Here is a 26,826-nt window from a genome sequence, read left to right as displayed (position 1 = left end):
CACAAGAGCTTCGCGGTTACGTGCCCGCTCGCCCTGCTCGGCAGCGCCTTATATCCGATTCTTGTCCATCGGCTCGCAGTTTCGCTCCACGCTTCCTCCCCACAGTCGGTCACCCTTCCGCAGTTGCGCTTCACTTCGCTTGCTGTGGTCAGCTTGCGGCGGGACTTTCACCCACAAGAGTGCGCCCATGCTGGGCGCACACGAAAAAAAAAGGCGCCAGCAGCGCCTTTTTCGCGATCCCGTGGATCAGAACTTCCAGACCAGGCTTGCCGTGACGCTGGTGATGTCGCTTGCCGGCTTTTGCAGCTCGACGCGGGAGGACAGGTTCGGCACGAACTGGTAGCCCAGGCCGATACCGTAGATCGCGCTGTCGACGTTGCCTTCGCCGCGGTAGCCAGCGCGGTCCGCTTCGATTTCCCCATAGCCGTAGCCCACGCGTGCGAACAGGTCGAGGTTCCGGCTCAGCGCCATCGAACCGACGGCCGAAAACTGCGTTTCCTTCAGCTTGACGTCGGTCCCGAAATAGTTCCACTCGCCATGCTGGCGGTAGCCGAGTTCCAGGGCGATGGCCGGATTGAACCCATAGCCGACGAAGGCGCCGAAGTGGGACTTGTTGCCGTCCAGCTCTTCGAAGCGGGTAGCACCGGCGCTGACGCCGGCATACACGCCTGCTGGCCCGGCGCAGGCGATGGAAGCGGCCAGCGACAGCGCCGCGGCGGCAAGATATTTGGTGAACAAGGCTATTCCTGTGAAAGTGACAATCGGATACTTGGCAAATCTGGGCCGAAATTATACATCTATGTACTTTTTTGCAATGCCGTCACCCAGGTCGTGACGAAAAAAAACCGGCATCGCGATGCCGGCTTTTTTCGAACCTATGGAATCAGAACTGCCAGGCCAGGCCGAGGCTGACGTTGGTGGTGTCGCTGGCCGGCTTCTGCACTTCGACGCGGCCGGACAGGTTTGCCGAGAAACGGTAGGCCAGGCCGATGCCGACCAGCGTGTTGTCGACGCTTTCGTCGTCGCGGTAGCCGTAATACTCGGCTTCCACCTTCGCGTGGGCATAGCCCAGGCGACCGTAGAGGTCGAGGCTGGCGGCCAGCGGCAGCGCGCCCAGCACGGAGATGTCGGTCTGCTTGACCTTGACATCGGAGCCGTACAGCTCCCACGTGCCATGCTGGCGGTAGCCCACTTCGACCGCGATGGCTTCGTTGAAGCCGTAGCCGGCGAACGCGCCGAAGCTGCCCTTGTTGCCATCGAGATCGCTGACGTCCGTGGTGCCTGCGGTCACACCGGCGTAAATGCCGGTCGGCATGGCGAACGAAGCGGAAGCGGCCAGCGACAGCGCGGCGGTGGCGATGAATTTCTTGAACATGAATTTCCTGATGTGGTTGTCGTTGTTATCAGCAATTTAAAATTGCAGGGCGGAAAGTATACGCCTGGATAGCTTTTTCGACAAGCCGCCACCGGTATCGCCGTTCGATACCGCTGGTGAACCTCTGGCAACCGAGTTGGCGGGTGACCCACCGGTGAATGGTACGATGCCGCGATGAATCGACCGATGAAATTCCTGCTGAAGGTAATTGGCGTGATCGCCGTGATCCTGGCCTTGCTGGGCGCCTTCCTGCCGCTGTTGCCGACCACGCCGTTCCTGCTGCTGGCCTCGGCCTGCTTCGCGCGTAGTTCGGTGCGCGCCCACAACTGGCTGCGCACCAATCCCCTGTTCGGCAAATACCTGCGCGATTGGGAAGACGGCCGCGGCCTGCCGCTGCGCGGCAAGATCGTGATCCTGCTGTTCATGTGGGGTTCGATGAGCTATTCGCTGACGCGCGTGGCCCATATTCCCGCGCTGGTGGCGCTGCTCGTGGCCATCGGCCTCGGCGTGACCGTGTTCCTGCTGCGTTTCGTGCCGACCAGGCGCTGAGCCGGCGGGCCAACGTCAGCCGCCGGAAAGTTTCCAGCGGCGCGACAGGTAATCAAGCGTGATGGTCCGGTCGCCCAGCGCGTGCAAGCCCAGAACGCCGATCAGCTTGACGGGCGACTGGAAACCCTGGTCCACGCAGTAGGAGACGCGGGCCTGGTCCAGTGCCAGGCCGGCAACCGCGATGCGGTGCGTGACCGGCGTTTCAAAACACTGCACCTGTTTCCCCCAGCTGTTCAGGCTGAACTGGCGGACCGCGCCGCCTGCCGCCAGCGGCGCGCCGCCGGTCAGCGCCGCCCACTCCCCGGCATTCGTGGCCGCCAGCCCAAAGCGAACTGAACCCGTGTCGAGCAATGCATACCCCGGACTGGAGCCCGGCACTTGCAGCTCGACCAATGGATGCCCGCCCGATGGTGTCCAGCGGGCATAGAACAGCGGATGCGCCGCCGGGTCGGTTGCCAGCAGGGCGTGCTGTGCGTAGGCAAAACGGCCCTTGCCCAGGTCGAGCGTCAACGTGCCCTGCTCGAAAAAGGCGTTGCCGACGGTGGCGACCGGACGCAGCGCGCAAACCTGCGGCGTCACATGCCGCAGATTCGCCGCATCGGCCCAGACCTGCCTGCGGATGCCCGCCAGCTCGACGGTGACGAATTTGCCGGACAACTGCTCGCCCGGTGCCGCCTGGCCGGCCCATACGAGCTCGCCGTTGGCACCGGTATCGAGTTGCACCAGGCATGGCGCCGCATCGATCGTTACAGGAAGGAACAAGGCGAGGCGTTCGGGCGGCGCGCCATGGAAGCTGTCCACGTGCCAGCGGAAGGATTGCCACTGCGGTTCCGCCGCGGCCGCCGCGGCGACGGTGCAGTACATCAGGGCCGCCGCCACCGCCATCGCCGGCATGCGTTCGCGGGGACCGGACCGGCCGCGGGGTGCATCCGGCAGGACAGCGCCGCGCACTATTTGTGCAGCACCGTAATACCGGCCTGGTGCTTGGAGAACAGCACCGTGGCCAGGCCCACGAGCGTGCGCATGCCGGGAATGCGCAGCAGCTTGCCGACCATGCCGCGCTGCTGCTGGCGGTACAGCGAGATATACAGGTAGGAGGCGTGCGGATGCACGCTGAAGCGCCGGAAGCCGACCTGTTTCGCGCCGCGGATGATCTTGGCCGGGTGCATGTCGCGCTCGGTCACGCCGAATTCCTCCATCACGGCACGCGAGCGGCGCTCGTGGCCGCGCCCCGGTTCGGAAGTGATGCAGATGCCGCCCGGCTTCAACGCCCGGTAGGCGCTGCGCAGCGCTCCCACTTCATCCACGGCGTGGTGCAGGCAGTCGAAGAACACCACGACGTCGAACTCTTCCCTGAAAGCCAGCGACTCGTAATCGCCCACGACGAAATCCAGGTTCTGCAAGCCGTTTTCCCGCTTCAACCGGCGGCCGGCGTCGATCGCCTCGGCCACCAGGTCGGTGCCCACGACGTCGTAGCCGCGCTTGGCGAACAGCACGCTGGTCCAGCCGGTGCCGCAGCCCATGTCCAGCAGGCGGCCGCCTTCGGGCATCAGGCCCATCATCGCGCCCAGTTCCATCAGGTACAGGCCGCACTGGCTGTCCGACCAGGGCTTGTGCGTGGCGTGCTGCATGCCGGCTTCGCCGATGTTCTTGAAATAGTCGAATTCGCCTTGTGTCGCCATGGCCGGCCCTGGGAAGTTGCGGGAGGCCGTATTCTAAGGGATAGTTTTCTTCCTTAGAAAAAAAGCATCACGCGCTGCGCCGGGAGCGGGCCGCCAGGCCCAGCAAACCCAGGCCGCCCAGCAGCATGCCATAGGTGGCTGGTTCGGGAACCGCGGCCACCGACAGGTGCAGGTCGTTCACGGTCACGAACGAGTCGGGGATATTGTCTTTCCACACGGTCAGCGACGTCAGGTGCGTGTCGGAGACGAAGCCGACGAACGAATTCACGTCCGGCGAGTCGATTGTCCACGTCAGCGTGGCGCCCGTGCTGTCGGTCACGGTCAACTCGATCGCGTCGATCGACATCGACGTGCCGTTGTACCAGGAGCCGAAGAAGAAGCCGCCGGCGCCCGCGATGTCCGGGCCAAAGCCGTCGAAGGTGAGCGGGTTGTGCGAGTAGCCGGTGGACATCCACCAGTCTTCGCCATCGTCGGTGGCGCCCCAGTATTCCGGCGCGGCGGCACCGGCCGTGACGGTGTAGGCGAATTCCCCGGCCTGGCGCGGCGCGGGGGTCGGGTAATTCCACAACTGCAAATCGTCGAACGTGTCGACGCCGGTCGTGCCGACGGCGGCCAGGTATTCCGCCTGGCTGGTATAGGCGGTGATGCCCGCGTTTGCGGAAGTGGCGAGGATCAGTGAAGCAACAGCAACGGCCTTGTGGGAGAGCGGCATACGCACGATGAGATCCTTGTGGGTGGGTGAGGAAAATGTCGGTGCATGGCTGGTTCAGCGCTGAAGCATGGGACCTGTCAGCACTGTAGCGCTACCACGACCATTCCACACTCCCCCATCAGGGGAGCAGGTGATTCCAAAAGGGAATCGCAAACACCGCCGAACGATCGACGCGGCGGCGCCCGTGCCGGAGGATGAAGCCGTTGAGTTCACGATCGGAAGGAGCACGATGCAGCACATTCCAGGAAGGCCCGTGACCCGGCGGCACATGCTGGCGATGCTGGGCAAGACACTCGGCGGCGCCGCGATGTACCACGGCATGACATCGCTGGGCCTTGCGCAGCCATCCACGTTCAACGGGCCGCTGCGGCTCGATGGCGCGCCCAATGGCATGGGAGGCACCCATGTGCTGGTGCTGGGTGCCGGCATGGCCGGCCTGTCGGCTGCCTACGAGCTGCGCAATGCCGGCTACCGCGTCACGGTGCTCGAGTACAACGGCCGTGCCGGTGGACGCAGCTGGTCGATCCGCGGCGGCGACCGCTACACGGAGCTGGGCGGCGCCGAACAAACATGCCGCTTCGCCAAGGGCGAGTACGTGAATCCGGGGCCATGGCGCCTGCCCTACCACCATCACGGCATGCTCGACTACGCGCGCCGGCTTAACGTGCCACTGGAGCCGTTCATCCAGGTCAACTACAACGCTTACCTGCACAGCACCACCGCGTTTGGCGGCAAGCCGCAGCGCTATCGCACCGTACAGGCCGACTACAACGGCCACGTAGCCGAACTGCTGGCCAAGGCGACGAACGCCGGCCGGCTCGATGGCGACATCACCGGCGAGGAAAAGGAAAAGCTGCTGGAATCGCTGGCATCGTTCGGCGGCCTGGACAAGGACCTGCTGTATGCGAAAGGCTTGCGCTCGAGCGAACGGCGCGGCTTCGACGTGCCACCCGGTGGCGGCCTGATGGCGCGCGCGCAGTATTCGACGCCGGGCGACCGCGCGGAACTGATCCGTTCGGGCCTGTGGGAAAGCCTGGCCACGGCGCACAACTACGAATTCCAGACCAGCATTTTCCAGCCGAAGCACGGCATGGACCAGATTGCCCTGGCGCTCTACCGGCAGGTGAAGCAGCACGTGCAGTTCCATGCCCGAGTGACGAAGATCGACCAGGATACGCGCGGCGTGACCGTGACCGTGGACGATGCGCGCGCTCCGGGCCAGGGTATCCGCCAGGTCAAGGCCGACTGGTGCGTGTGCACGATTCCGCTGTCGATCCTGAGCCAGGTCGACGTCACGGCCGGGCCGGCGCTGCTGGCCGCGATCGGCGCGGTGCCGTATGCCGCCGCGTTCAAGGCTGGCCTGCAATTCAGGCGCCGCTTCTGGGAGCAGGATGAAGGCATCTACGGCGGCATCTCGTATACGGACCAGCCGATCAACCGGATCTGCTATCCCGCCGCGAACTTCAACGCCAAGGGGCCGGCCGTCGTGCTGGGCGCCTACATGTTCGGCCCGAACGCGTTCGAGTTTTCCGCGATGAACCCCGAAGACCGGCTCCGCGAGGTGGTGCGCCAGGGCGGCCAGGTCCATGAACAGTATGAAAAGGAATTCGACAACGGCGTCACCGTCGGCTGGCATCGGGTGCCGTGGATTAACGGCTGCATGGGCATGTGGACGGAGCAGGCGCGCGCGCAGCACTACGACAACCTGTGCGCGATCGACAACCGGCTCGTGCTGGCCGGCGAGCACGCATCGTTCATCGGTGGCTGGCAGGAAGGCGCCGTGCTGTCGGCGCACGATGCGATCACGCGCCTGCACGCGAAGATCAGGGCCACCACGCAGGCGGGAGGCGCGGCATGAAACCATGGATAGCGATCGCTGCCCTTGTGGCACCGGCGTTGGCCGGCGCGGCCGACGTGCCGCAGATGTCGAGCGGCTATGTCTTCGCGCAAAAGGACGGCAAGGCGCTGTATGCGGCCAGCTGCCAGGGCTGCCACATGGCGAACGGCGAAGGCGCGCGCGGCGCCGGCTTCTATCCGAGACTGGCCGGCAACCCGCTCGTGCAAAGCCCGGAGTACATCGTCCACCGCGTGGCCAACGGCTACCGGGGCATGCCGGCCTTTGCCGGCATGATGAGCGACGAGCAGATCGCTGCCGTCGTGACCTATGTGCGCCAGTCGTTCGACAAGGCGGACGCGCCCGCCGTGACCGCCGGCGACGTGCGCAAGCTGCGCCAGCCATGAAGGCCCGGCGCGCTCAGGCGAATGCCAGGTCGCGGATGCGCGCCAGCGACTTCGTCATCGACACGAATTCGGCCACGCCGGCATGGGCGTGGCGCGAACCCTTGGTGATGATGGCGACTTCCCGCTCGGCCACCGGTTGCCCGTCGACCGATGTCTTGCGGATGCGCCGCGCCGCGACCGGATGGCTGAAGATGCGCTCGGGCAGCAGGCACAACGTGTCGGTGCCGGACACTTCGTCGATCGCCGCGATCAGCGAACTGGACGAATACACGGTGGCCGGCATCGGCCAGCCCCAGCGCGCGAACACGTCGCGCAGCGCATCCTGCGGCTGCCGTGCATGGTTGGTTTCGCCCAGCACCAGCCAAGGCCGCCCGGCCAGCGTGGCACCGTCCAGCACGACCGGCGCGCCGGCACGGCTGGCGATGAACAGCGCTTCCCGGTAGATCGGTTCAACGCACAGGCTGCCTGTGTTCAGCCCGCCGGGCAGTTCGGACACGACGACGTCCAGCCGGCCTTCCCGCAACATGTCGACCAGGCTGCCGGGCGCGCCATACTGGATATGCACGTTGGCCTGCCGGTTGCGGCGCCGGAAATCCTCGGCCACGCGCGGCACCAGCGTCAGTGCCGGGTCGATGCTGGCGCCCACCACGACCGTCAGGCGTTCGGCCTGCTGCCTTGCGTGCAGCATGGCCATCGCTTCATCCACGTCGTGCAGGATCGCCCGCGCATAGCTGAGCAGCTGGCGGCCCGGCTCGGTCAGCGCCACGCCGGACTGCATGCGCAGCACCAGTTCGACGCCGTGCACGGCCTCGAGCTTCAGCACGCTCTTCGTGAGCGCGGCCTGGGAGACCAGCAGCGCGCGCGCCGCCGCCCGGAAGCCGCCGTGTTCGATGACAGCCACGAAATCGCGTAGTTGCTGCAGTGTCATGCTCATCCCTGAAGACCCATACCGCATATCGTTATGCGATTTTCGTGCCAACGAGTTTGCAGACCATTTCGCCGGTGGCCGCTCCCGACCGCGTCAAAGCGGTGCGGCCGGCATGTCAGGCTGGTGCGCGGGCACCGGTACCGTGCTGTCACATCGTGTTACATCCGGTACTTGCCAGCGATCGAGGCGGCCGCCCAACAGGCGTATATTCGGCTTATGACATGAAAGGACTCGTACAATGAAGAAGCTGATTCGCCTCACGGGCATTGCCGTGCTGCTGCTTGCCGCCTCGGGCGCGGCCAGCGCCGGCGCGAAAGTAAGCTATGTGGACACCGACAAGATGACCGACGTGCCGCGTTTCTCCAGCGACCGGGAATCGATGGAAATCCATTTCCGCGAACATCTGCAGCGGCTGGCCGAAAAGCTGCCGGAAGGCCAGCAGCTGAACGTGGAATTCCTGGACATCGACCTGGCGGGTGACCAGTTCCCCCGCGTGGCGGTGCAGGACGTGCGGGTATTGAAAGGCCGTGCCGACTGGCCCCGCATGCATTTCCGCTATACCATCGAGCAGAATGGCAAGGTCATCAAGAGCGGCGAGCCAAAGCTGGCGGACCCGAATTACCTGATGGGCACGAACCGCTGGGACAACGAGCAGTACAGCCACGAAAAGCAGATGCTGGAAGACTGGTTCCGCAAGGAATTGCTGGGTAGGAAGCGCTGAGCGGCGTCGGGCTCGGCGGTTTTTTGCACGCGAGCGGCCGGCGCGCCGACCAAGCAGATCCGGCAGAGCCTGACCAGCGGGCTTGTGCGATAGCCAATATATCCACATGGATGTATCATGGCGAATCATTCATTGTCCGATTTCCATGCCAGAGTCCATCGCAGCCACAGAAGAAAAGCAGAGCAGCGGCGCGAGCTCGAACGACATTGCCGACGATATCGCCTCAGCCATCGCGGCGCGCAAGCTCCCCCCTGGCACCAAGTTGCGCGAGGAAGCACTGTCGCGCCTCTACCATGTCAGCCGCACTAAGATCCGTGCCGCCCTCCTGATCCTGTCCAAGGACAAGCTGATCCAGATCGTGCCGGACAAGGGCGCGTTCGTCAGCCAGCCCAGCGAAAAGGAGTCGCGCGACATCTTTGCCGCGCGGCGCATCATCGAGGGCGCCCTGGCCCGCGAGTTCGTGGCCAAGGCCACGGCGGCGGACTATGACATCCTGGAACAGCACCTCGAAGCGGAGCGCCGCTCGCTCGAAGGCGACCACAAGGTGCGTTCGCGCCTGCTGGGCGACTTCCACGTGGTACTGGCCGACGTGGTGGGCAACGAGGTGGTGCGCGAGATGCTGCACGAACTCGTGGCGCGCAGTTCGCTGATCACGATGCTGTACCAGTCCGACCGGGACGCGGCCTGTTCGGCCAACGAGCACGCCGACTTCCTCGCCGCGGCCCGCTCCGGCGACGCCGACCTGGCGGCCCAGGTCATGCTTTCGCACTTGACCCACGTGGAAGCGGCGCTGCGTTTCGATAGCGGTACCAATCATGAGAAGGACCTGGTTTCGGCGTTGTTGAAGTAAGCCGGCGCATTCAGGCATGCCCCAAAGTGCAGAATCCGGGGTCAGACCCGCCGGGTCTGACCCCAGCCTTTGCTTTGGGGTGTTCGCATGCTGAACCGACATGCCGGCCGAGCGCTAACTAGACGCATTAGCGCCTGACGCTGCTTTTGCCCGTAACTCCTCAAGCCACCTTGCGGGTACCCGTCGCCAGTGCCAGCTGGCTGGCCAGCGCATTGTGCCGTTCGATCACCACCGGCAGGTCGACCGTTTGCAGCTGGCCGTCGCGCACCACCACCTTGCCGTTGATGATGCTGTGGGTGACGTTCGACGGCGTGCAGAACACCAGTGCCGCGACCGGATCGTGCAGCGCGCCGGCGAAGCCGATCTGGTCGAGCCTGAACGTGACGATGTCGGCCGACATGCCCGGTTTCAGCGCGCCGATGTCGTCGCGGTTCAGCACCTTCGCGCCACCCAGCGTGGCGATTTCCAGTGCCTGGCGCGCCGTCATCGCATCCGGGCCGAAGCCCACGCGCTGCAGCAGCATCGCCTGGCGCGCCTCGCCCAGCATGTGGCCGGCATCGTTCGACGCGCAGCCGTCGACGCCCAGGCCGACCGGCACCCCGGCATCGATCATCTTGCGGATCGGCGCGATGCCGGAAGCAAGGCGCATGTTCGAGCACGGGCAGTGCGCGATGCCCGTGCCGGTGCGGCCGAACATATAGATACCGTCGTCGTCGAGCTGCACGCAGTGCGCATGCCACACGTCGTGGCCGACCCAGCCGCAATCCTCGGCATATTGCGCGGGCGTCATATTGAATTTTTCGCGGCTGTAGGCAATGTCGTTGGCGTTTTCCGCCAGGTGCGTGTGCAGCGACACGCCATAGCTGCGCGCCAGGCCGGCCGCTTCCTTCATCAGGTCGCGGGACACGGAGAACGGCGAACACGGCGCCACCACGATGCGCTGCATCGCATGGCGGTCCGCGTCATGGAAGGTTTCGATCAGCCTCCGGGTATCCTTCAGGATCGCCGCTTCGTCTTCCACCACCGCGTCCGGCGGCAGGCCGCCCTTCGACTGGCCCACGCTCATCGCGCCGCGCGCGGCGTGGAAGCGCATGCCGATTTTCTGCGCGGCCTCGATGCTGTCTTCCAGCCGGCAATCGTTCGGGTAGATGTACAGGTGGTCGCTGCTGGTGGTGCAGCCGGACAGGATCAGTTCCGACATCGCCGTCAGCGTGGACACGTGCACCATCTCGCCGGTGAGATTGGCCCAGATCGGGTACAGGTTCGTCAGCCAGTTGAACAGCTCGCCGTTCTGCGCGGCGGGAATCACGCGCGTCAGGCTCTGGTACATGTGGTGGTGGGTATTGACGAGGCCGGGCATGACGACCTGGCCGGTGGCGTCGATCACCTCGTCCGCCGCCTGCGGCAGGTCGGCGCTGGGGCCGACGGCTTCGATGACGTTGCCGCGCACGAAGATGGCGCCATTGTCGATTTCGCGCCGTTCGTCGTCCATCGTCACCACGACGCGGGCGTTCTTGATCAGCAGGGTTCTTGTCATGTCATTTTCTCCGTAAAGATGATGACACTGCGGAAACAATGCTTAGGCACTGCGGAAACAATGTCGCAAAAAAATACCGCGCGGTACCGATTGGTGCCGCGCGGGCTGAGTGGTGGCGGCTAGCTTACGCCGCCTCGACGTTTTTTACCAGCAGGGGCTGCGGCGCCTCTTCTTCTTCGTCTTCATGCACTTCGTTCTCGCGGCCTGGCAGGATCAGGTTCAGGGCCATTGCCACGATGGCGCCGGTGCTGATCCCGGAACCGAAGATTTCCTTGATGATGGCCGGCATTTTCGCCAGCAGTTCCGGACGGGCGCTGACGGCCAGGCCGCAGCCCAGCGATACGGCGATGATCAGGCCGTTGCGCTTGTTGTGCTCCACGCCGGCCAGCATCTGCACGCCGGCAGCCAGGATCATGGCGAACATCATCAGGCCGGCACCGCCCAGCACAGGCTGGGGAATGGTGACCACGACGGCGCCCAGCACCGGGAACAGGCCTGCCAGCAGCAGGAACGCGCCGGTCAGCGCCACCACGTGGCGGCTGGCCACGCCGGTCAGCGAGATCACGCCCACGTTCTGCGCGAAGGTGGACACCGCCGGGCTGCCCAGTACGGAAACGAAGGCCGAGCCGACGCCATCGCACAGCACGCCGCGGCACAGGTGCTTGCCGCGCACTTTCGTGTTGGTGGCCGTGCCCAGCGCCATGAAGGTGCCGGTGGTTTCCACGATCGTGACAATGTAGGCCAGGCCCATGGCGAGGATGCCGCTGAGCGGGAAGGTCATGCCGTATTGCAGCGGTTGCGGCAGCGCGAACGTGGTGGCCTTGGAAACCGAGCTGAAATCGACCAGGCCGAATGCGAGGCAGACGAGATAGCCGATGGCCATGCCGATCACGACGGCGGCTGCCGAGATGATGCCCTTGCCGAACTGCACCAGGCCGATCACGGTGACCAGCACGAACAGCGCAATGCCCAGGTTGATCGGGTCGGCATAGTTCGGGGAACCCTTGCCGCCGGCAGCCCAGTCGATCGCGACCGGTACCAGCGACAGGCCGATCATCGTGACGACGACGGCGGTGACGGTATGCGGGAACAGCTTGCGGATCTGCGGCATGAAGAAGCTGCCGACGATCATGATCGCCGAGCCGGCCAGCGACGAACCGAGGATGCCGGGCACTCCGTGCTCGAAGCCGATGGTGATGGCGGCGCCGACGAAGGCAAAGCTGGTGCCCATCACGCAGGGCAGGCGGATGCCGATCGGGCCGACGCCCTTGCACTGGATCATGGTGACGATGCCGGAACCCAGCAGCGCGGCATTGACGAGCGCGACGATCTGGTCGGCCGGCAGTTTCAGGACGGCGCCGATGACCAGGGGCACGGCGATGATGCCGCCCAGTGCGGCAAGCATGTGCTGGGCGGCCAGCAGGATGGTGGTAGGCAGCGGTGGACGGTCGTCCACTTGATAGAGCAGGTTGTTCATCTGTGTCTCCAAGATGTTGTATGTGAACTACTAGTTCCGGGTGCTTCAGGCATTCTCGTCACGCAGATCGTCTCGCCTGCTGGTAGTTCGAGGTTGATCCCGTGGGGATGAAACGTCTGCTTCATGCCGGTGCCCGGGTTCAGGCACCTGCTGCAGCGGCGGGGCAAGCCGAGCTTATCGGATTTGCACTGCCTGGACGGCCACTCCAAGGATGCCTTGGCACTGCTCTTTGGCAGCTCTTAATGGGAAGCCATGGTGCCGAGTCGCGAAAAAGTTGTCAACATATTTTGTATACAATTTTACGCGGAATGGATGTGGCGTGGCGCGCTTCGCACTCTCTCCATTGACCTGGTGAAAGCATGGTACTGACTTCACCGCCGGTGCAGGGGCACGCAGGATGGCCACTATGGCTGGGGGCCACGCGCGGCGGCGCGGAGAGGCGGCACGCACGCCTTTGTGAGGCTTGCGCGCCGTGCCCCCCGCGCCGGGCCCTTTTACTGGCGCTTGCCCATGATGTAGGTGCGTTCCACCGTGCGGTCGTCACCCAGCGTTTGCAGCACGAACAGCTTTTCTTCCAGCGTGGTGGCACGCGCCGAGCGGAACTTCAGCAGTTCGGTCGCGTTCGGATTCAGCACGACGAAGTCGGCCTCGTTGCCGACCTTGAAGCTGCCGATCTTGTCATCGAGATCCAGCGCCCGGGCCGCGCCCAGCGTGGACAGGTAGAACGACTTCAGGGCCGTCAGCGGTTTCTTCGTGGACGGGTCGTCCGCGAAGGCCTTGTGCAGCTGGATCACCTTGTAGGCTTCGCCCATCGTGCGCAGCGCCGAGAAGCTGGTGCCGGCGCCCACGTCGGTCCCCATGCCCACCTTCACGCCATGCCTTTCAGCGGCCTGCAGGTCGAACAGACCGCTGCCCAGGAACAGGTTCGAGGTCGGGCAGAACGCGATGGCCGAACCGGTGTGCGCCAGCGACGCCAGTTCATCCTCGCGCAGGTGCACGCCATGGGCATAGACGGAACGTTTGCGCGACAGGCCGAAGCTGTTGTACACGTCCAGGTAGCCGTTCGACGCCGGGAACAGTTCCTGCACCCAGGCGATCTCGCTCTTGTTCTCGGACATGTGCGTGTGCATGTACACGTCCGGGTATTCCTGCAGCAGCTTGCCGGCCATCGTCAGCTGTTCGGGCGTCGATGTCGGCGCGAAGCGCGGCGTGACCGCATACAGCGCGCGACCGCGCTTGTGCCAGCGGTTGATCAGCGTTTTCGAATCGGCATACGACGTTGCCGGCGTGTCGAGCAGGTTATCGGGCGCGTTCCGGTCCATCATGACCTTGCCGGCGATGATGCGCATATTGCGCTTGGCCGCTTCCTCGAACAGCGCATCGACCGATTCCGGATGCACGGTGGCCATCACCAGCGCGGTGGTGGTGCCGTTCTTCACGAGTTCGTTGACGAAGACTTTGGCCACGCCAAGTGCATACGTCTTGTTGCCGAACTGGCTTTCGGTCGGGAACGTGTAGGTGTTCAGCCATTCCAGCAACTGCTCGCCGAACGAACCGATCATTTCCGTTTGCGGGTAGTGCACGTGGCTGTCGATGAAGCCCGGCACGATCAGGCGGCCACGCAGGTCGACGACCGGCACGTACGGGTTGTTCGCGAGGATGGTGGCAGCCGGGCCGGCAGCCTTTACCTTGCCGTCGGCGCCCACCAGCAGCACGCCATCCTCGTAGTACTCGTGGGATTGCTGCGTGGCGGAGGGATCGCCGGTGAAGTGCAGCACGGAAGCGCGATACGCGACGGTGCTGCTCTGTTGCTGCTGGTCTTGCTGGTCTTGTTGTTGTTGCTGGTAGGCGTGCGCAGGGAGCGCGGCCATGAAAATGGCGGCGATCGCGGCGGACAGGCATGACAGACGTGCTTTGCTCAATGTAGTCTCCAATGTTGAGATGGGATACAGCGCTTGGGTAGCGCCTTTTAGTTGTATTGAGTAGATGCCCTCCGGGCCGTTTCGCTAACGCGCTTCACCGATTGCGCGCAGGCGTCCCCGCACGGCTCCTTGTGGGAGCCATGGAGTTCGATCAACGTGGTAGCAGTGTCTGTACTGTTGTTGAACCAGCCTGGTGGCCGGTACGCAGCGCAAGGAAGAGTGTTAAGAATCCGGCAGTTGCGGAGACACAATGTACCGGCAGACGATGGTTATCTTATATGCAATGCCATATCATATTTATGTGTGCTCCCACCTGTCGACACTGGAGAAAGTGCGGCGATTGACGCCCGCGATGCGTCAGTCCTTCGACCCGCGCGCCCAGCGCAGGCCGAAGCCATACTTGCGATCCATTGCCTCGTGGTTGCTCATCTTGCCGTCGGAAACGATGTAGTCCACGAGCTTGGTGACCTGGAGCTGGCCGTTGTGGTTTTCGATGGACGCGATGGCGCACATGCCGCCGGCACCGCCATGGTCGAGGCGGACTTCGACCGGCGCATTGTCCGGTACCTCGATGGTGACGACGGCATCGGTGGCCGCCCAGTTCGGCACGCCCTGGTAGATGAACGTGAAGACGAGGATGCGCCGCACCTGGTCGAACTGGTCGCCGTTGATGAAGATGTTTTCGCCATCGGTGCGCGTGCCGGTGCGGTCGTCGCTGTCGAGCTTGATGAACGGGCGGCTGTCGAAGCTGCCCCACGAATCGCCCAGCGCCTGCACGCCGCCCGGTGTGCCGTCGGCCAGTTCATACAGGCAGCCCAGGTCCAGGTCGATGCCGTTCGATGCTTTGCTGCCGCCGAACATGCCGAACAAGCCGCCCTTCTGTTGCTGCGGCTGCGCGCCGGACGGGTTGCGGTTCCAGTTCAGGTTGACGCGGATGCGCCCGAAGCCGCGCCGCGATGCGCCCTTGGCCAGCGATACCTTGTCGCCGCGCTTTTCCAGCGTGACTTTCGACAGCGAGACCTTGGGGGCTGCCGGTGCCGGTGCTGGTGCTGGAGCAGGTGCCGGCGCAGGTGCAGACGTTGCCCCCGTGGCCGCGGCTTCGGTGCCACCAAAGTGCGCCAGCAGCGCCGACAGGCCGCCATTGAAGCCCTGCCCCACGGCGCCGAAGCGCCACAGGCCCTCCTTGCGATACAGCTCGCCCAGCATGACGGCCTTTTCTTCCTGGAAGTCGGCGCCGGACAGCGCGAACGTTGCCGCGTCGCCCAACGTCAAGGCGCCGCTGCCGATGCCGCGCATGGTGCCGTTGCCGTCGATGGCACCGGTGAACACCAGCTTGTCGATGGAGGCCGGCAGCGCATCGAGGTTCAGCTGGAACTGCGCCCGGGTGCCGGACAGGTTGACGCGGATCGCCCCTTCCGGGCTGGCCAGCTGGTTAAAGAAGATCATGTAGCGGTCATCGGCCAGCTTGCCGGCCGCGTCGAGGCCGAAGCATGACAGGTCGACCGACAGGCCATTGCCCGGCAAGTCGACGGTGACCTGGAATGCGGCGCCAAGGCCGAGGTCGGACAACTTGGCCTTCTGGCCGCGGATGATGGTTTTCATGGGTATCGGTTCCGTTTGGTTGGCATTGGAACCGGTGATGTTAAGGCATGCGGTGGCCAGGCTGCCAGCAAGGCCCTGCTTGCCGGGTCGCGTTCGCGTAAAGCCGGTAACGAAGGCCTGTTACCAACGGTTATCCCGGCCGTAAGCATATGGTAAGCAAGGGTACTTAGGATCAACCACAGCCGCCTTATCTGAATAAGCTGCGCTTACTAAAACAATTGGAGACAAAAATGGAACAAGACATGGTCCGACGGGTCAAGCAAGACCCCAACTACCAGAAGCTGGTGAAGACACGTTCGCGCTACGGCTGGATGCTGACGTGGATGGTGATGATCGCCTACTACGGCTTTACCGCCCTGAACGCCTTCGACAAGGAATTCATGGCGGCCAAGATCGGCGACGGCGTCATGTCGCGCGGCGTGCCGCTCGGCTTGTTCGTGATCCTGTTCACCGTGGCGGTCACGGCCATCTATGTGCGCCGCGCCAACCGGGAATTCGACACGCTGACCGAAGCCATCCACCGCAACGCCGCCGCCCAGCAGGGCCCGGCCGGCGCCGCCAACGCCACCCACGCCGAGGTGCGCGCATGATGGCCCGCCGCCTGACCATCACGGCCGCCACGCTGGCATCGCTGGCCGTGGCCGGCACCGCGCTGGCCGCGCCCGACCTGGGCGAAGCCACCAAGCAGGCCACCAACTGGACCGCGATCAGCATGTTCGCGGCCTTCGTGCTGCTGACGCTGTTCATCACGAAGTGGGCCGCCAAGCGCACCCGTTCGGCATCGGACTTCTACACGGCCGGTGGCGGCATCACGGGCTTCCAGAACGGCCTGGCGATCGCTGGCGACTTCATGTCCGCCGCGTCGTTCCTCGGTATTTCCGCCGCCGTGTTCATCAGCGGCTTCGATGGCCTGATCTACGCGATCGGCTTCCTGGTCGGCTGGCCGGTGCTCACGTTCCTGATGGCCGAGCGCCTGCGCAACCTGGGCCGTTTCACCTTCGCCGACGTGGCCGCCTACCGCTTCGCCCAGAAACCGGTGCGCCTGTTCGCGGCATCCGGCACGCTGGTCGTGGTGCTGTTCTACCTGATCGCCCAGATGGTCGGTGCCGGCCAGCTGATCAAGCTGCTGTTCGGCCTGGATTACTGGATCGCCGTGGTGCTGGTGGGCGTGCTGATGATGGTGTACGTGCTGTTCGGCGGCATGACCGCCACGACGTGGGTGCAGATCATCAAGGCCGTGATGCTGCTGGGCGCGACCAGCTACATGGCGTTCGCCGTGCTGGCCCTGTACGACTTCAGCCCGTCGGCGCTGTTCGCCAAGGCCGTCGAAGTGCATGACAAGGGCGATGCGATCATGGGCCCGGGCGGCTTCATCAAGGATCCGATCTCCGGCATCTCGTTCGGCATGGCGCTGATGTTCGGCACCGCCGGCCTGCCGCACATCCTGATGCGCTTCTTCACCGTGCCGAGCGCCAAGGAAGCGCGCAAGTCGGTGCTGTGGGCCACCACGTGGATCGGCTACTTCTATGTGCTGGTCTTCATCATCGGCTTCGGTGCGATCGTGCTGGTCGGCACCAACCCGGCCTTCAAGGATGCCGCCGGCGCACTGCTGGGCGGTAACAACATGGCCGCCGTGCACCTGGCGAACGCCGTGGGTGGCGACATCTTCCTCGGCTTCATCTCGGCCGTGGCCTTCGCCACCATCCTGGCCGTGGTGGCCGGCCTGACCTTGTCCGGCGCCTCGGCCGTGTCGCACGACCTGTACGCCACCGTGCTCAAGAAGGGCAAGCCGGCACCGGGCAGCGAACTGCGCGTGTCGAAGTTCACGACGATCGTGCTGGGTGTGATCGCCGTGCTGCTGGGCATCGTGTTCGAGAAGCAGAACGTGGCCTTCATGGTGTCGCTGGCCTTCGCCATCGCCGCCTCGGCCAACTTCCCGGTGCTGTTCATGTCGGTCCTGTGGAGCAAGTGCACGACCCGCGGCGCGACCGTCGGCGGCTTCCTCGGCCTGATCACCGCCGTCACGCTGACCGTGCTGTCGAAATCGGTGTGGGTCGACGTGTTCCACAACGCCGAAGCCATCTTCCCGTACACGTCCCCTGCCCTGTTCTCGATGACCGCCGGCTTCGTGGGCATCTGGCTGTTCTCGATCACCGATTCGAGCAAGCGCGCCGCCATCGACAAGGCCGGCTTCGAGGCACAGGAAGTGCGTTCGGAAACCGGTATCGGTGCTTCGGGAGCACACGCGCACTGATGGTTTGAGCTGTATTGGACGGCCCGGGTGTGCAAGCACCCGGGCCGTTTTTCATTCCCGGCCCAGCACTGCCCGTGCGGCCACGCGCGTGGCTTCCATCGCGTGCAGGTAAGGCGCAGGTCCATGGCTGATGCGTGCGACACCCGCTTCGGCAAGGGCGCGGCTGTCTGCCATGCCAGACGTGGCCATCACATTCAATGGCAGCGTGATGGTGGCCGCCAGGTCGGCAATGACCGGCAAGTCGACCAGCCCTGGAACGAAGAAGCCGGAAGCGCCCGCTTTTGCGTAGGCGGCTGCGCGCTTCCGGGCTTCGCCCAGCCCGTCTTGCGGTGACGTTTGTTCGTCGAAGAACAGGTCCGTCCGCGCATTGATGAACAAATCCATGCCACGGGCGCAGGCGAGGTCGCGAATCGCGGCAATGCGTTCGCACTGCGCATCGATCCCGTACAAGCCGGCACCATCGACCACCCGGTCTTCGAAATTGATGCCGACCACGCCGTGCTCGAGCAGTATCGACACGTTGCCGGCGCAGACTTGCGGGTCAGCGCTGTAGCCGCCTTCGATATCGACCGTGACGGGTAACGCGACGGAGCGGACGATCCGGCCAAGGACCTGCTCCACCAGTGGCAGCGGAATCGCCTCGCCATCCTCGTAGCCGTGTGCCGCAGCCACGGCCCAGCTGCTGGTGCCGATGGCCTGCGCACCGGCGGCGGCGATCGCCCTGGCACTGCCGGCGTCCCATGCGTTGTACAACACCAGCGGCGCTCCCTTGCAATGCAGTGAGGCGAAGTGGTGGGCAAATTCGTTTTGCTGGTTCATGTGCGAAGCTCCTTCATGGTGGGTATTGGCCGGTTCGCCAATCATCGCGCCGCGCTCGATAGCGATCAATTACCCGCCATTGCGCACCGCCATGACCTCGCAGGTTATGGTGCGGTGCTGGGCAATTGATTAAGATCGCGGGATGGAAAACGGATCAATCACTTATGCGAACGGTGCCGACGTGGGGGCGATGCTGAGGGAATGGCGCCAGGTCAGGCGCCTGAGCCAGCTGGACCTGGCCTTGCAGGCGGATGTGTCCGCACGGCACCTGAGCTATGTCGAGACCGGCAGGTCGAAGCCGAGCCGGGACATGATCGTGCGGCTTGCGGAATCGCTGGCGGTGCCGCTGCGGGAGCGCAATGCGCTGTTCATTGCCGGCGGTTTCGCACCGAAGTATCCCGAAAGCGGCCTGGATACGCCCCGCCTTGCGCAGATGCGTTATGCGGTCGACGCCATACTTGCCCAGCAGGAGCCTTACCCGGCCTACCTGTGCAACCGCCACTGGGACATCCTGATGGAGAACCACGCCGCCAGGCGGCTCAACCGCCATTTGCTCGACGGTCGCGACAGCAAGCACGTCAACATGCTGCACCAGTTCTTCGATCCCGCCGACCTGCGCGGTGCAGTGGAGAACTGGGAAGAGATCGCCGGTAGCCTGCTGCGTTATCTGCACAACGAAGTGGCCGCATCGCGGGCCGACACCAAGGCGGCCGGCCTGCTCGAAGACATGCTGGCCTATCCCAACGTGCCGGCGCATTGGCGCCATCGCGAGCTCGGCACCGCCCCGGCGCCGGTGCTCACCACGTGCTTCAGGCACCATGGCGCGAGGCTCGCGTTCTTCTCCACCATCACGACTTTCGGCACGCCGCGCGACGTAACGCTGGACGAGGTGTTCATCGAGTCGTGCTTTCCGGCAGATGAAGCAACGGCGGCATTTTGCCGGCAGTTGCAGGCCGAATCGGTTTGACGGACCAACTGCTCTTGTTTTTATTTTGCCGTCGGCAGATAGCGGAAATGGCCGGTTACCGGATAGGCAAACAGGATGTCGTCGAGCTGCGTGCCATCGCCGATATTGTGGATGACAAGCGGGATGCCGGCGGGTGACATCTTGTCGGCCACGATGCCAATGTGGTTCAGGCCACCTTGCAGCCGCCACGTGACGACATCGCCGGGGCGGTAGTCGGCAGCTTGCCGGGTGGGCGGAAGCGACGTTCCATGGCGCCTGAAAAACGCTGCCTGGTTCGGCACGCGGCGGTGGTCGATGTTGCGGTCGGTGGGCTTTTTCTCGGCCCGCATCTGCTCGTGGACCCGCTGTTGCAGGTCGATGCCGATGGCGCGATAGGCGCGGATGACCACATCGGTGCAGACGCCGCGCGCGAGCGGCACGTCGCCGTTCGGATAGGCGATGCGCTCGTAGGCGGGGTCGTAGCTGAGGGTGACGCCGATCTGGGCGCGGGCCGCGGCGACCAGGTCTTCAGCGGGGCCGGCCTGGGCCTGCAACGAGGCGGTGGCCGCGAACAGCAAGGAAATCAGGTGCCGCATCGGGTTTTCACAGGATATCGGTTGATACGATTTCAATAGAGCCATCGTTCGAGGATGGTTCAGCGGCTGCGGGAAAACCCTGGACAACACCGGTGCTGCGCCGCGCCGCATTGCTCAGGCAGGATCGTACCAGACACGGGACCGCACCGCCCGCTCATGCAGGCGTCCGCCTGGCAGAACAACACCATGCGAGAATGCAACCATGGAACCGCTGCCGCGCTGAACGGCAACGGGAACGTGCGCTGCATGTCCATGCCCTGCTGGCCGGTTTTTTTCCGGTTCCCGAACGACTGTCTCCCGCCACGAGCTCACGAAGCCAAGCCCCTAATGCAAGCGCCCGATTTTCGCGCCATCTTCGACGCCACCCCATCACCGTACCTGGTGCTCGATGCAGGGTTCGTGATCGTCTCCGTCAATCAGGCGTATCTGCAGGCGACCAGCACGAGTGCGGGCGATATCGTCGGCCGGCATATCTTCGACGTGTTTCCCGATAATCCCGGAGACCCCGAGGCCAGTGGCGTGCAGAACCTGCGGGCCTCGCTGCAGCGCGTGCTGCAAAACAAATGCGCCGATACGATGGCCATCCAGAAATACGACATCCGGATTGCCGGTCCGGATGGTGTGTATTTCGAAGAACGGCACTGGAGCCCGGTTAACTCCCCCGTATTCGATGCGCAGGGCAATGTCAGCCACATCATCCACCGGGTGGAGGATGTGACCGAGTTTGCCAGGGCCAGGGACCGCAGCGCCCGCATGGCCTCGACCATCGACGACCAGGCGCTCGAGATCGAGATCGCGAATCGCCGCCTGCGCGAGGCCAACGACGAACTCGAGCAACGCGTTGCGGCCCGGACCGAAGCGCAACGCCGGACGGAAGAAAAACTGCGCGCGAGCGAACTGCGCTTTCGTACCATGGCCGACTCCATCCCGCAGATCGTGTGGATCATCGATGCGGCCGGCCGGGGCGTGTATTTCAACAAGCAGTGGGCGACTTATACCGGCGTTGCGCTCGACAGTATGACACCCGAGGAAGTCGCCGGCCAGTTCGTGCACCCGGATGATCACGCGCTCACCATGGACGCATGGGCGCGTGCGCGGCACGGCGGGCACAGCTTCAGCATCGAGCATCGGCTGCGCGCGGCGTCGGGGCAATACCGCTGGTTCCTGGTGCGCGCCGAGCCGTTCCGGAACCCGCAATCCGGCGAGATCGACCTGTGGTTCGGCACCTCCACGGATGTCGACGACCGCAAGCTTGCCGAGGCCGCCCTCAGGAAAAGCGAAACACGCTATCGCTCGCTGTTCGAGTCGATCGACGAAGGATTCTGCATCATCGAGGTGCTGTTCGACGGGGATGGGCGGCCTTATGACTACGTCTTCTGTGAAATCAACCCGAGTTTCCGTACCCAGACCGGCATGACCGATGCGGTCGGCAAGTCGATACGCGAACTGGCACCCGGCCTGGAATCCCACTGGTTCGAGATCTACGGCCGGGTTGCAACGACCGGCGAAACGGTGCGCTTCGAGAACGAGGCCCGGGCACTGAACCGCTGGTTCGATGTGTTCGCGTCGCGTATCGACGAGGAGGATGGCCCCAGGGTAGCAGTCCTCTTCCAGGACATCACCGGACAAAAGCGCATGACCGAAACGTTGCGCCGCAGCGAGCAGGCCGCGATCGAGGCCGCGCAACAGGCGGAATCCGAGCGGCAGAAGCTGAACGCGCTGCTGCAGGCCGCTCCCGTGGGCATCGTGTTGAGCGACACGAATGGCGCGATCCTGCTGGCCAACGCCGCGCACAGGCAGTTGTGGGGTACCGGTCACCCCGGTTCGACGAGCATCGATGAGTTCGCGGTATGGAAAGGCTGGTGGGCGGATCATTCGGAACGGCATGGCCGGCGCCTGGAGCCGCGCGAATGGACCACCGCCCGCATTCTCGCCGGCGAGGAAAACCCGCGCGACATCATTGCCATCGAGTCGTTCGACGTTCCACCGGTGCGCAGGACCGTGCTGATTACCGGTGCACCGGTCAAGGATGCCTCGGGCACGATCGTCGGTTCGGTGGTGGCGCAGATGGATATCAGCGACCGCATCCGGGCCGAGGACGCGCTGCGCCAGGCGGACCGCCGCAAGGACGAGTTCCTGGCCATGCTGGCCCATGAACTGCGCAACCCGCTGGCCCCCATTGCCGCCGCGGCCGACCTGCTCACGCTGGGCCGGGCGGACGGATCGCTGATCCGGAAAACCAGCGGCATCATCACGCGCCAGGTCAGGCACATGACCGGCCTGGTCGACGATTTGCTGGATGTCTCGCGTGTCACGCGCGGCCTGGTCCAGCTCGACAAGACGCTGGTCGATGCGACAAGGATCGTGTCCGATGCCATCGAACAGGTGCGCCCGCTGATCGAGTCGCGCCGCCATCGGCTGGCCGTCCGGATGTCGCGGGAAACGGCATTCGTCAGCGGCGATATCAAACGGCTCGTGCAGGTCATCGCCAACCTCCTCAACAATGCCGCGAAGTACACGCCGGAAGGCGGCGACATCGTGCTCGGCACGGCGGTGGACGGCGGCCAGGTCCGGATTGCCGTTTCCGACAACGGCATCGGCATTGCGCCGGAACTCCAGGCAACGATCTTCGACCTGTTCACGCAGGCGGACCGCATGTCCGACCGCTCGCAAGGCGGCCTGGGGATCGGTCTCGCGCTCGTGAAACGCCTGGTGGAGCTGCATGGCGGGCACATCGCGGTGCACAGCGATGGCATGGGCCGGGGCAGCCGGTTCGTGGTCTGCCTGCCCCGGCGCGATGCGGATGGTACCGCGCCGCACGACGAGCACCGGATGGCGCCGTCCGGGCCCGGCACCACGCTCAAGGTGATGGTGGTCGACGACAATGCCGACGCGGCGCAAATGCTGGGCATGTTCATCGAAGAGCTGGGCCACCAGGTCGCCATCGAATACCACCCGCGAAGCGCGATCGAGCGCGCCCGGGCCGACAGCCCGGACGTGTGCCTGCTCGACATCGGCTTGCCCGACATGGATGGCCACGAGCTGGCGCGCAGGCTTCGGCACCAGCCTGAAACCGCCCGATCGATCCTGATCGCGGTGACTGGATACGGACAGGAACAGGACCGCGCGGCCGCCCTGGAGGCCGGGTTCGACCATTATTTCGCCAAGCCGGTCGACAGCGTGAAGCTTGCCGGCCTGCTGTCCGGCCTGGGCGGGAGAGCGGGCCGGGGCGCCTGAATCGGGATCGGGCAGGTACCCGCACGGGACAGGTTCACGCGAATCGTTCTACCGCGTGGACTCCTGGGTGGCATAGGACGACCAGGTATTGCGCCCGGCTTCCTTGGATTGGTAGAGCGCGATATCGGCGCATTTGTAGAGCTGCTCCGCGCTGTTCTGCTCCTTTGCATAGCCTGCCACGCCAACGCTTGCGCTGATCTGTATGGTGTGCGTGCCATGGATGACCGGCGTGGCCATGGCGGCCACGATCCGCTCGCAGATATCGCGCACGACCCCGGGTTCGTAACCCGGCGCCAGCAGGATCGCGAACTCGTCGCCACCCAGGCGCGCAACGAGGTCGCCTTCCCGCACGACCGATCGGAGGCGCTCCGCGGCGGTGACGAGCAGCGCATCGCCGGCATCGTGCCCCAGCGTGTCGTTGACCGACTTGAAATGATCGAGGTCGACCAGCAGCAGGGCGAACGGCTGGCCGCCCCGTGCCGCCTGCGCGGTCATGCGGCGCAGCGTATCGTTGAACAGGCGCCGGTTCGGCAGGCCCGTCAGCGTGTCGCCATAGGCCATTTCCTCTAGCCGGGCCTGGGTGGCCCGCAACTCGGCCGTACGGCCGGCGATGATGGCTTCCAGTTCGCGTTTTTTCCGGCGCAGCAGCGAGGTACGGGCCTGCGTCAGCAGCACGAGCAGGAGCAGCACACCCAGGCCGCCCAGGACACGCACCCAGTCTTGCTGATACCAGGCGGGCAGCGCGACGACAGGAACGCGCAGCAGGGCCTCCCCACCGCCTTCGGCCGTGCCGCGCAGTTCGAGCGTGTATTTCCCCGGTGGCAGGTTGGTGTAGCTTGCGCGGGGTGGCACCGCATCCGTTTCGATCCAGTCCCGGTCGAAGCCATCGAGCCTGTAGGCATAGTGGCGGTAGCCGGGCGGCGCGAAATCGAGTGCGGAGAACTCCAGCGCGATGCCGCGCTCGCGCTCGTGCGGCGCGATCTGCAGCGGCATGCCGGCGCCGCCGTTCGACGGCACCGAAGTCACGGTCCTTCCGCCCAGCGACACTTGCGTGATGGCCATGGCAGCCCGATAGCCGGGCCGCTTCAGGTGCGCCGGCCGCAGCACGCTCACGCCGGAGACGCCGCCGAACACGACGTCCCCGGCGGGTGTGCGCGTTCCCGCGCCGGTCCAGTACGCCGAGACCTGCAGGCCATCCGCAATGCCGAGTTTTCGTATGGCGAACGTCTCCGCATCGATCCCCGCGAGGCCGTTGTCGGTGCTGATCCAGATCCGGCCGGCGGCATCCTGCACCAGGGCGTTTACGCCGTTGTCGGGAAGACCATCAGCGGTACCGAAGCGGCGGAACCAGCGCCGCCCCTGCGCATCCGTGCGCTCCAGCACGGCGATGCCGGAGGAGAAAGTGGAAACCCAGATGCGCCCTTTGGCGTCCTGGATGATCGACGATACATAGTGGCCCGGCGCGTTCGGCTGATCGGCGCGATCGAGCGGCACCCGCTCCACCACGTTGGTCCTGGTGTCCAGCCGGGCCAGGCCCGCCATGGTACCGGTCCAGATGCTGCCATCGGCCAGTGCCAGGATCGCCGTGACACGGGAGTCGCCCAGCGCACGTTCCTCATGGCGAATGACTTGCGTCGATCCGTCCGGCGTTATCTTCACACCCCATACGCCGTCCAGCCCGCCCAACCACAGCACGCCGTCGTGCCAGGCCAGGCTCCAGGCCGGACTTTCGCCGGGGCGCCCGGCTATTTCGATGCGCCGGATGTCGCGACCGTCTGCCGTGCCGTGAAACACACCGTGCTGGGTGGCGATGAATACCGTGTCGCCGGGCCCGTTGGCCATCGCCAGGATGCGGCTTTTCGGCAACCCCCTGGTGCGCGTGCCGGTCGCCGGCGCCAGTTCCCCGATCACACCAAGGTTCGGGTCGACGATCTCGATCTTTCCCGTCATGACGCCGAACCACACGCTGCCATCCGGCCGGGCCAGCACGCTCGGCACGTCGAGCTTTGCGGGGCTTCCCAGCGAACGGATCGTGATGAGGCCGTTGGTGCGCGGATCGTGCTGGCTGAGGCCATCCATCGTGGCGGCAAATATCTGCCCGCTGTGGTCGCGCAACAACGCACTGACGTCATCATCGATCAGGCTGTCGGCAATTTCCGCAAGGTGCCTGATGCGGCGCGTACGCCCGCGCTCGACGTCGACCTCGACGATGCCACCGCCTTCGGTTCCCAGCCACATCACGCCGGCGGTCTTCTCCACGATGGAGAAAATGCGCTCGTTCTGCAATGTGGATGGTGCCGGCGACTCGCGCAGCCCGACCGGGCCCTGGCGTGCATCGTTGTGCATGAAAGCGCCGTTGGCACGCGTGCCGATCCAGATCCTGCCAACGCTGTCCTGGTAAAGCCTGCTGACTGTCGGCTGGCTGGGGCCTTCGACCTGCAGGTGCACCGGCACCGCCGGCTGGTCATCCGCGTTACGCCGCCACAACCCTTTTTTCGTGCCGATCCACAGCGCTCCACTGCGATCGCGCAGCAGTGATTCGATGCCGCCCTTGGACAAGGCCATGGTGTCGAGCTGTGGAGCACCACTGTGCGCGTCATGCACCACGCCGGCCGCATCGATGCGTTCCAGCCCCGCGCCGGTGCCAACCCACATGCCGCCTTTGCCATCCTCGGCGATCGAGGTCACTTGGACGTGGCTCAGGCCGCCCTTCCCCACACCTACGGTGATGAAGTTGTCCTGCGCGGCATCGTAGCGCGCAATGCCGCCGCTATTGGTGCCGATCCACAGGCGCCCGGTACTGTCGACGTGCAGGCTGAGAATATAACTGTCCGGCAGCGAGCCGGATTTTCCCGGCGCTGCCTGGTAGCGTCGGAACTGAAAGCCATCCCAGCGCATCAGGCCCGTCTGCGTGCCGAGCCAGATGAATCCCTGCCGGTCCTGCGCCAGGGCGGTGCCCACACCCAGCGATGGCGCCTTGTGGTGGATGAACGACGTATGGGCCAGCGTGGACCACGGCGCGGGTGCTGCCGCGTAGACGGTCCGGGGCAGCCAGGGCAGTGCCAGCAGGGCAAGCAGGGTCAGGCAGCTGAAGTATCGTCTCAAACGCATCATACCGGTAATTTTATTTCCACCTGGAATCATATACCTTATTTGTGTCGACATTGCCTGCTGGTTGCGAATGCCATCGCCCGCTTGTGGTGCTTGCACCTCACAGTGGACGGGACGATGGGCCGGCACTCGAACATCCGCCAGCGCGCTGAAGCGCGCAGCGATCGATATGTGCGAGTCTAACGCCAGACTTGCCAAATGACAGCGCCACGCACCGCCGTTGACAGGCGGTTTTCGTCCGGATGGCGGCAGGGGGATATCGATGAG

General features: G+C 64.8%; 22 protein-coding genes. 9 read left to right on the top strand and 13 right to left on the bottom strand.

Features of this window, described 5'->3' with window-relative positions; genetic code table 11:
- Positions 1 to 246 precede the first annotated feature (246 nt).
- Both EWM63_RS17605 and EWM63_RS17600 read right to left on the bottom strand, forming a co-directional pair.
- Positions 247 to 738 (bottom strand): outer membrane beta-barrel protein, encoded by a 492-nt coding sequence (locus EWM63_RS17605; RefSeq protein ID WP_165390853.1) that lies wholly within the window; start codon positions 736 to 738, stop codon positions 247 to 249.
- A 145-nt stretch (positions 739 to 883) separates the two neighbouring features.
- Positions 884 to 1,375, bottom strand: coding sequence for a porin family protein (locus tag EWM63_RS17600; RefSeq protein ID WP_130187699.1), 492 nt, complete (start codon positions 1,373 to 1,375; stop codon positions 884 to 886).
- Positions 1,376 to 1,561: 186 nt separating this feature from the next.
- Between EWM63_RS17600 and EWM63_RS17595 the strand changes: the two genes are divergently transcribed.
- Positions 1,562 to 1,924, top strand: a complete 363-nt coding sequence (locus tag EWM63_RS17595) for a YbaN family protein (protein WP_130187698.1) — start codon at positions 1,562 to 1,564, stop codon at positions 1,922 to 1,924.
- A 15-nt stretch (positions 1,925 to 1,939) separates the two neighbouring features.
- Here EWM63_RS17595 and EWM63_RS17590 read toward each other — a convergent pair whose 3' ends face one another.
- From EWM63_RS17590 to EWM63_RS32410, 3 genes are all read right to left on the bottom strand, one after another.
- Positions 1,940 to 2,818 (bottom strand): hypothetical protein, encoded by an 879-nt coding sequence (locus EWM63_RS17590; protein ID WP_130187697.1) that lies wholly within the window; start codon positions 2,816 to 2,818, stop codon positions 1,940 to 1,942.
- A 56-nt stretch (positions 2,819 to 2,874) separates the two neighbouring features.
- Positions 2,875 to 3,606 carry a class I SAM-dependent methyltransferase gene (locus tag EWM63_RS17585; RefSeq protein WP_130187696.1) on the bottom strand — a complete coding sequence of 244 codons (732 nt, stop codon included), beginning with the start codon at positions 3,604 to 3,606 and terminating at the stop codon, positions 2,875 to 2,877.
- Between the two features lie 67 nt (positions 3,607 to 3,673).
- The gene (locus EWM63_RS32410) at positions 3,674 to 4,318 is read right to left on the bottom strand and encodes a PEP-CTERM sorting domain-containing protein (protein ID WP_229487961.1); all 645 of its coding nucleotides are present in this window, start codon (positions 4,316 to 4,318) and stop codon (positions 3,674 to 3,676) included.
- A gap of 229 nt (positions 4,319 to 4,547) precedes the next feature.
- Between EWM63_RS32410 and EWM63_RS17575 the strand changes: the two genes are divergently transcribed.
- Together EWM63_RS17575 and EWM63_RS17570 are read left to right on the top strand one after the other, a co-directional pair.
- Positions 4,548 to 6,176: an NAD(P)/FAD-dependent oxidoreductase gene (locus EWM63_RS17575; RefSeq protein WP_130187695.1), complete on the top strand. Its 1,629-nt coding sequence runs from the start codon at positions 4,548 to 4,550 to the stop codon at positions 6,174 to 6,176.
- On the top strand, positions 6,173 to 6,559 hold the full coding sequence (locus EWM63_RS17570) for a c-type cytochrome (RefSeq protein ID WP_130187694.1): 387 nt from the start codon (positions 6,173 to 6,175) through the stop codon (positions 6,557 to 6,559). The genes EWM63_RS17575 and EWM63_RS17570 overlap by 4 nt, the downstream gene beginning before the upstream one ends.
- A gap of 13 nt (positions 6,560 to 6,572) precedes the next feature.
- Here EWM63_RS17570 and EWM63_RS17565 read toward each other — a convergent pair whose 3' ends face one another.
- On the bottom strand, positions 6,573 to 7,487 hold the full coding sequence (locus EWM63_RS17565; RefSeq protein WP_165390851.1) for a LysR family transcriptional regulator: 915 nt from the start codon (positions 7,485 to 7,487) through the stop codon (positions 6,573 to 6,575).
- 238 nt (positions 7,488 to 7,725) lie between these two features.
- On the opposite strand from EWM63_RS17565, the gene EWM63_RS17560 reads away from it, so the two are divergent.
- Together EWM63_RS17560 and EWM63_RS17555 are read left to right on the top strand one after the other, a co-directional pair.
- Entirely contained in the window at positions 7,726 to 8,208 is a 483-nt protein-coding gene (locus tag EWM63_RS17560; protein WP_130187692.1) for a DUF3016 domain-containing protein, read from the top strand.
- Between the two features lie 145 nt (positions 8,209 to 8,353).
- The gene (locus EWM63_RS17555; RefSeq protein ID WP_130187691.1) at positions 8,354 to 9,058 is read left to right on the top strand and encodes a GntR family transcriptional regulator; all 705 of its coding nucleotides are present in this window, start codon (positions 8,354 to 8,356) and stop codon (positions 9,056 to 9,058) included.
- 160 nt (positions 9,059 to 9,218) lie between these two features.
- On the opposite strand, the gene EWM63_RS17550 is transcribed toward EWM63_RS17555, so the two are convergent.
- From EWM63_RS17550 to EWM63_RS17535, 4 genes are all read right to left on the bottom strand, one after another.
- Positions 9,219 to 10,595, bottom strand: a complete 1,377-nt coding sequence (locus EWM63_RS17550; RefSeq protein WP_130187690.1) for an 8-oxoguanine deaminase — start codon at positions 10,593 to 10,595, stop codon at positions 9,219 to 9,221.
- 124 nt (positions 10,596 to 10,719) lie between these two features.
- Positions 10,720 to 12,072, bottom strand: coding sequence for a uracil-xanthine permease family protein (locus EWM63_RS17545; protein WP_130187689.1), 1,353 nt, complete (start codon positions 12,070 to 12,072; stop codon positions 10,720 to 10,722).
- Positions 12,073 to 12,566: 494 nt separating this feature from the next.
- Positions 12,567 to 13,994: a guanine deaminase gene (gene guaD, locus EWM63_RS17540; protein ID WP_229487348.1), complete on the bottom strand. Its 1,428-nt coding sequence runs from the start codon at positions 13,992 to 13,994 to the stop codon at positions 12,567 to 12,569.
- A gap of 357 nt (positions 13,995 to 14,351) precedes the next feature.
- Positions 14,352 to 15,596 (bottom strand): TerD family protein, encoded by a 1,245-nt coding sequence (locus tag EWM63_RS17535; protein ID WP_130187688.1) that lies wholly within the window; start codon positions 15,594 to 15,596, stop codon positions 14,352 to 14,354.
- Positions 15,597 to 15,826: 230 nt separating this feature from the next.
- Here EWM63_RS17535 and EWM63_RS17530 point away from each other — a divergent pair, with 230 nt between their 5' ends.
- Both EWM63_RS17530 and EWM63_RS17525 read left to right on the top strand, forming a co-directional pair.
- Positions 15,827 to 16,186 carry a DUF485 domain-containing protein gene (locus tag EWM63_RS17530; RefSeq protein WP_130187687.1) on the top strand — a complete coding sequence of 120 codons (360 nt, stop codon included), beginning with the start codon at positions 15,827 to 15,829 and terminating at the stop codon, positions 16,184 to 16,186.
- Positions 16,183 to 17,850, top strand: a complete 1,668-nt coding sequence (locus tag EWM63_RS17525) for a cation acetate symporter (protein WP_130187686.1) — start codon at positions 16,183 to 16,185, stop codon at positions 17,848 to 17,850. Before EWM63_RS17530 ends, EWM63_RS17525 begins: the two co-directional genes overlap by 4 nt.
- A gap of 51 nt (positions 17,851 to 17,901) precedes the next feature.
- On the opposite strand, the gene EWM63_RS17520 is transcribed toward EWM63_RS17525, so the two are convergent.
- The gene (locus EWM63_RS17520; RefSeq protein WP_130187685.1) at positions 17,902 to 18,669 is read right to left on the bottom strand and encodes an isocitrate lyase/PEP mutase family protein; all 768 of its coding nucleotides are present in this window, start codon (positions 18,667 to 18,669) and stop codon (positions 17,902 to 17,904) included.
- Positions 18,670 to 18,811: 142 nt separating this feature from the next.
- Here EWM63_RS17520 and EWM63_RS17515 point away from each other — a divergent pair, with 142 nt between their 5' ends.
- The gene (locus tag EWM63_RS17515; protein WP_130187684.1) at positions 18,812 to 19,636 is read left to right on the top strand and encodes a helix-turn-helix domain-containing protein; all 825 of its coding nucleotides are present in this window, start codon (positions 18,812 to 18,814) and stop codon (positions 19,634 to 19,636) included.
- 20 nt (positions 19,637 to 19,656) lie between these two features.
- On the opposite strand, the gene EWM63_RS17510 is transcribed toward EWM63_RS17515, so the two are convergent.
- Positions 19,657 to 20,211, bottom strand: a complete 555-nt coding sequence (locus EWM63_RS17510) for a DUF1287 domain-containing protein (RefSeq protein WP_130187683.1) — start codon at positions 20,209 to 20,211, stop codon at positions 19,657 to 19,659.
- 327 nt (positions 20,212 to 20,538) lie between these two features.
- Between EWM63_RS17510 and EWM63_RS17505 the strand changes: the two genes are divergently transcribed.
- The gene (locus EWM63_RS17505; RefSeq protein WP_165390850.1) at positions 20,539 to 23,448 is read left to right on the top strand and encodes a PAS domain-containing hybrid sensor histidine kinase/response regulator; all 2,910 of its coding nucleotides are present in this window, start codon (positions 20,539 to 20,541) and stop codon (positions 23,446 to 23,448) included.
- 48 nt (positions 23,449 to 23,496) lie between these two features.
- Here the strand turns inward: EWM63_RS17505 and EWM63_RS17500 are convergent, their stop codons facing one another.
- The gene (locus tag EWM63_RS17500) at positions 23,497 to 26,553 is read right to left on the bottom strand and encodes a ligand-binding sensor domain-containing diguanylate cyclase (protein ID WP_165390849.1); all 3,057 of its coding nucleotides are present in this window, start codon (positions 26,551 to 26,553) and stop codon (positions 23,497 to 23,499) included.
- Positions 26,554 to 26,826: the final 273 nt, after the last annotated feature.

The sequence above is a fragment of the Pseudoduganella lutea genome, from assembly GCF_004209755.1.
Lineage (GTDB): Bacteria > Pseudomonadota > Gammaproteobacteria > Burkholderiales > Burkholderiaceae_D > Rugamonas > Rugamonas lutea.
Note: the sequence above shows the minus strand (reverse complement) of the source record. Positions and strands in the feature narration are given on the sequence as shown.

Bases quoted from the DNA above. Each gene is read 5' to 3' on its own strand.
- EWM63_RS17600 (WP_130187699.1), bottom strand. From the start codon at position 1,375: ATGTTCAAGAAATTCATCGCCACCGCCGCGCTGTCGCTGGCCGCTTCC.
- EWM63_RS17595 (WP_130187698.1), top strand. From the start codon at position 1,562: ATGAAATTCCTGCTGAAGGTAATTGGCGTGATCGCCGTGATCCTGGCC.
- EWM63_RS17590 (WP_130187697.1), bottom strand. From the start codon at position 2,818: ATGCCGGCGATGGCGGTGGCGGCGGCCCTGATGTACTGCACCGTCGCC.
- EWM63_RS17585 (WP_130187696.1), bottom strand. From the start codon at position 3,606: ATGGCGACACAAGGCGAATTCGACTATTTCAAGAACATCGGCGAAGCC.
- EWM63_RS32410 (WP_229487961.1), bottom strand. From the start codon at position 4,318: ATGCCGCTCTCCCACAAGGCCGTTGCTGTTGCTTCACTGATCCTCGCC.
- EWM63_RS17575 (WP_130187695.1), top strand. From the start codon at position 4,548: ATGCAGCACATTCCAGGAAGGCCCGTGACCCGGCGGCACATGCTGGCG.
- EWM63_RS17570 (WP_130187694.1), top strand. From the start codon at position 6,173: ATGAAACCATGGATAGCGATCGCTGCCCTTGTGGCACCGGCGTTGGCC.
- EWM63_RS17565 (WP_165390851.1), bottom strand. From the start codon at position 7,487: ATGACACTGCAGCAACTACGCGATTTCGTGGCTGTCATCGAACACGGC.
- EWM63_RS17560 (WP_130187692.1), top strand. From the start codon at position 7,726: ATGAAGAAGCTGATTCGCCTCACGGGCATTGCCGTGCTGCTGCTTGCC.
- EWM63_RS17555 (WP_130187691.1), top strand. From the start codon at position 8,354: ATGCCAGAGTCCATCGCAGCCACAGAAGAAAAGCAGAGCAGCGGCGCG.
- EWM63_RS17550 (WP_130187690.1), bottom strand. From the start codon at position 10,595: ATGACAAGAACCCTGCTGATCAAGAACGCCCGCGTCGTGGTGACGATG.
- EWM63_RS17545 (WP_130187689.1), bottom strand. From the start codon at position 12,072: ATGAACAACCTGCTCTATCAAGTGGACGACCGTCCACCGCTGCCTACC.
- EWM63_RS17535 (WP_130187688.1), bottom strand. From the start codon at position 15,596: ATGAAAACCATCATCCGCGGCCAGAAGGCCAAGTTGTCCGACCTCGGC.
- EWM63_RS17530 (WP_130187687.1), top strand. From the start codon at position 15,827: ATGGAACAAGACATGGTCCGACGGGTCAAGCAAGACCCCAACTACCAG.
- EWM63_RS17525 (WP_130187686.1), top strand. From the start codon at position 16,183: ATGATGGCCCGCCGCCTGACCATCACGGCCGCCACGCTGGCATCGCTG.
- EWM63_RS17520 (WP_130187685.1), bottom strand. From the start codon at position 18,669: ATGAACCAGCAAAACGAATTTGCCCACCACTTCGCCTCACTGCATTGC.
- EWM63_RS17515 (WP_130187684.1), top strand. From the start codon at position 18,812: ATGGAAAACGGATCAATCACTTATGCGAACGGTGCCGACGTGGGGGCG.
- EWM63_RS17510 (WP_130187683.1), bottom strand. From the start codon at position 20,211: ATGCGGCACCTGATTTCCTTGCTGTTCGCGGCCACCGCCTCGTTGCAG.
- EWM63_RS17505 (WP_165390850.1), top strand. From the start codon at position 20,539: ATGCAAGCGCCCGATTTTCGCGCCATCTTCGACGCCACCCCATCACCG.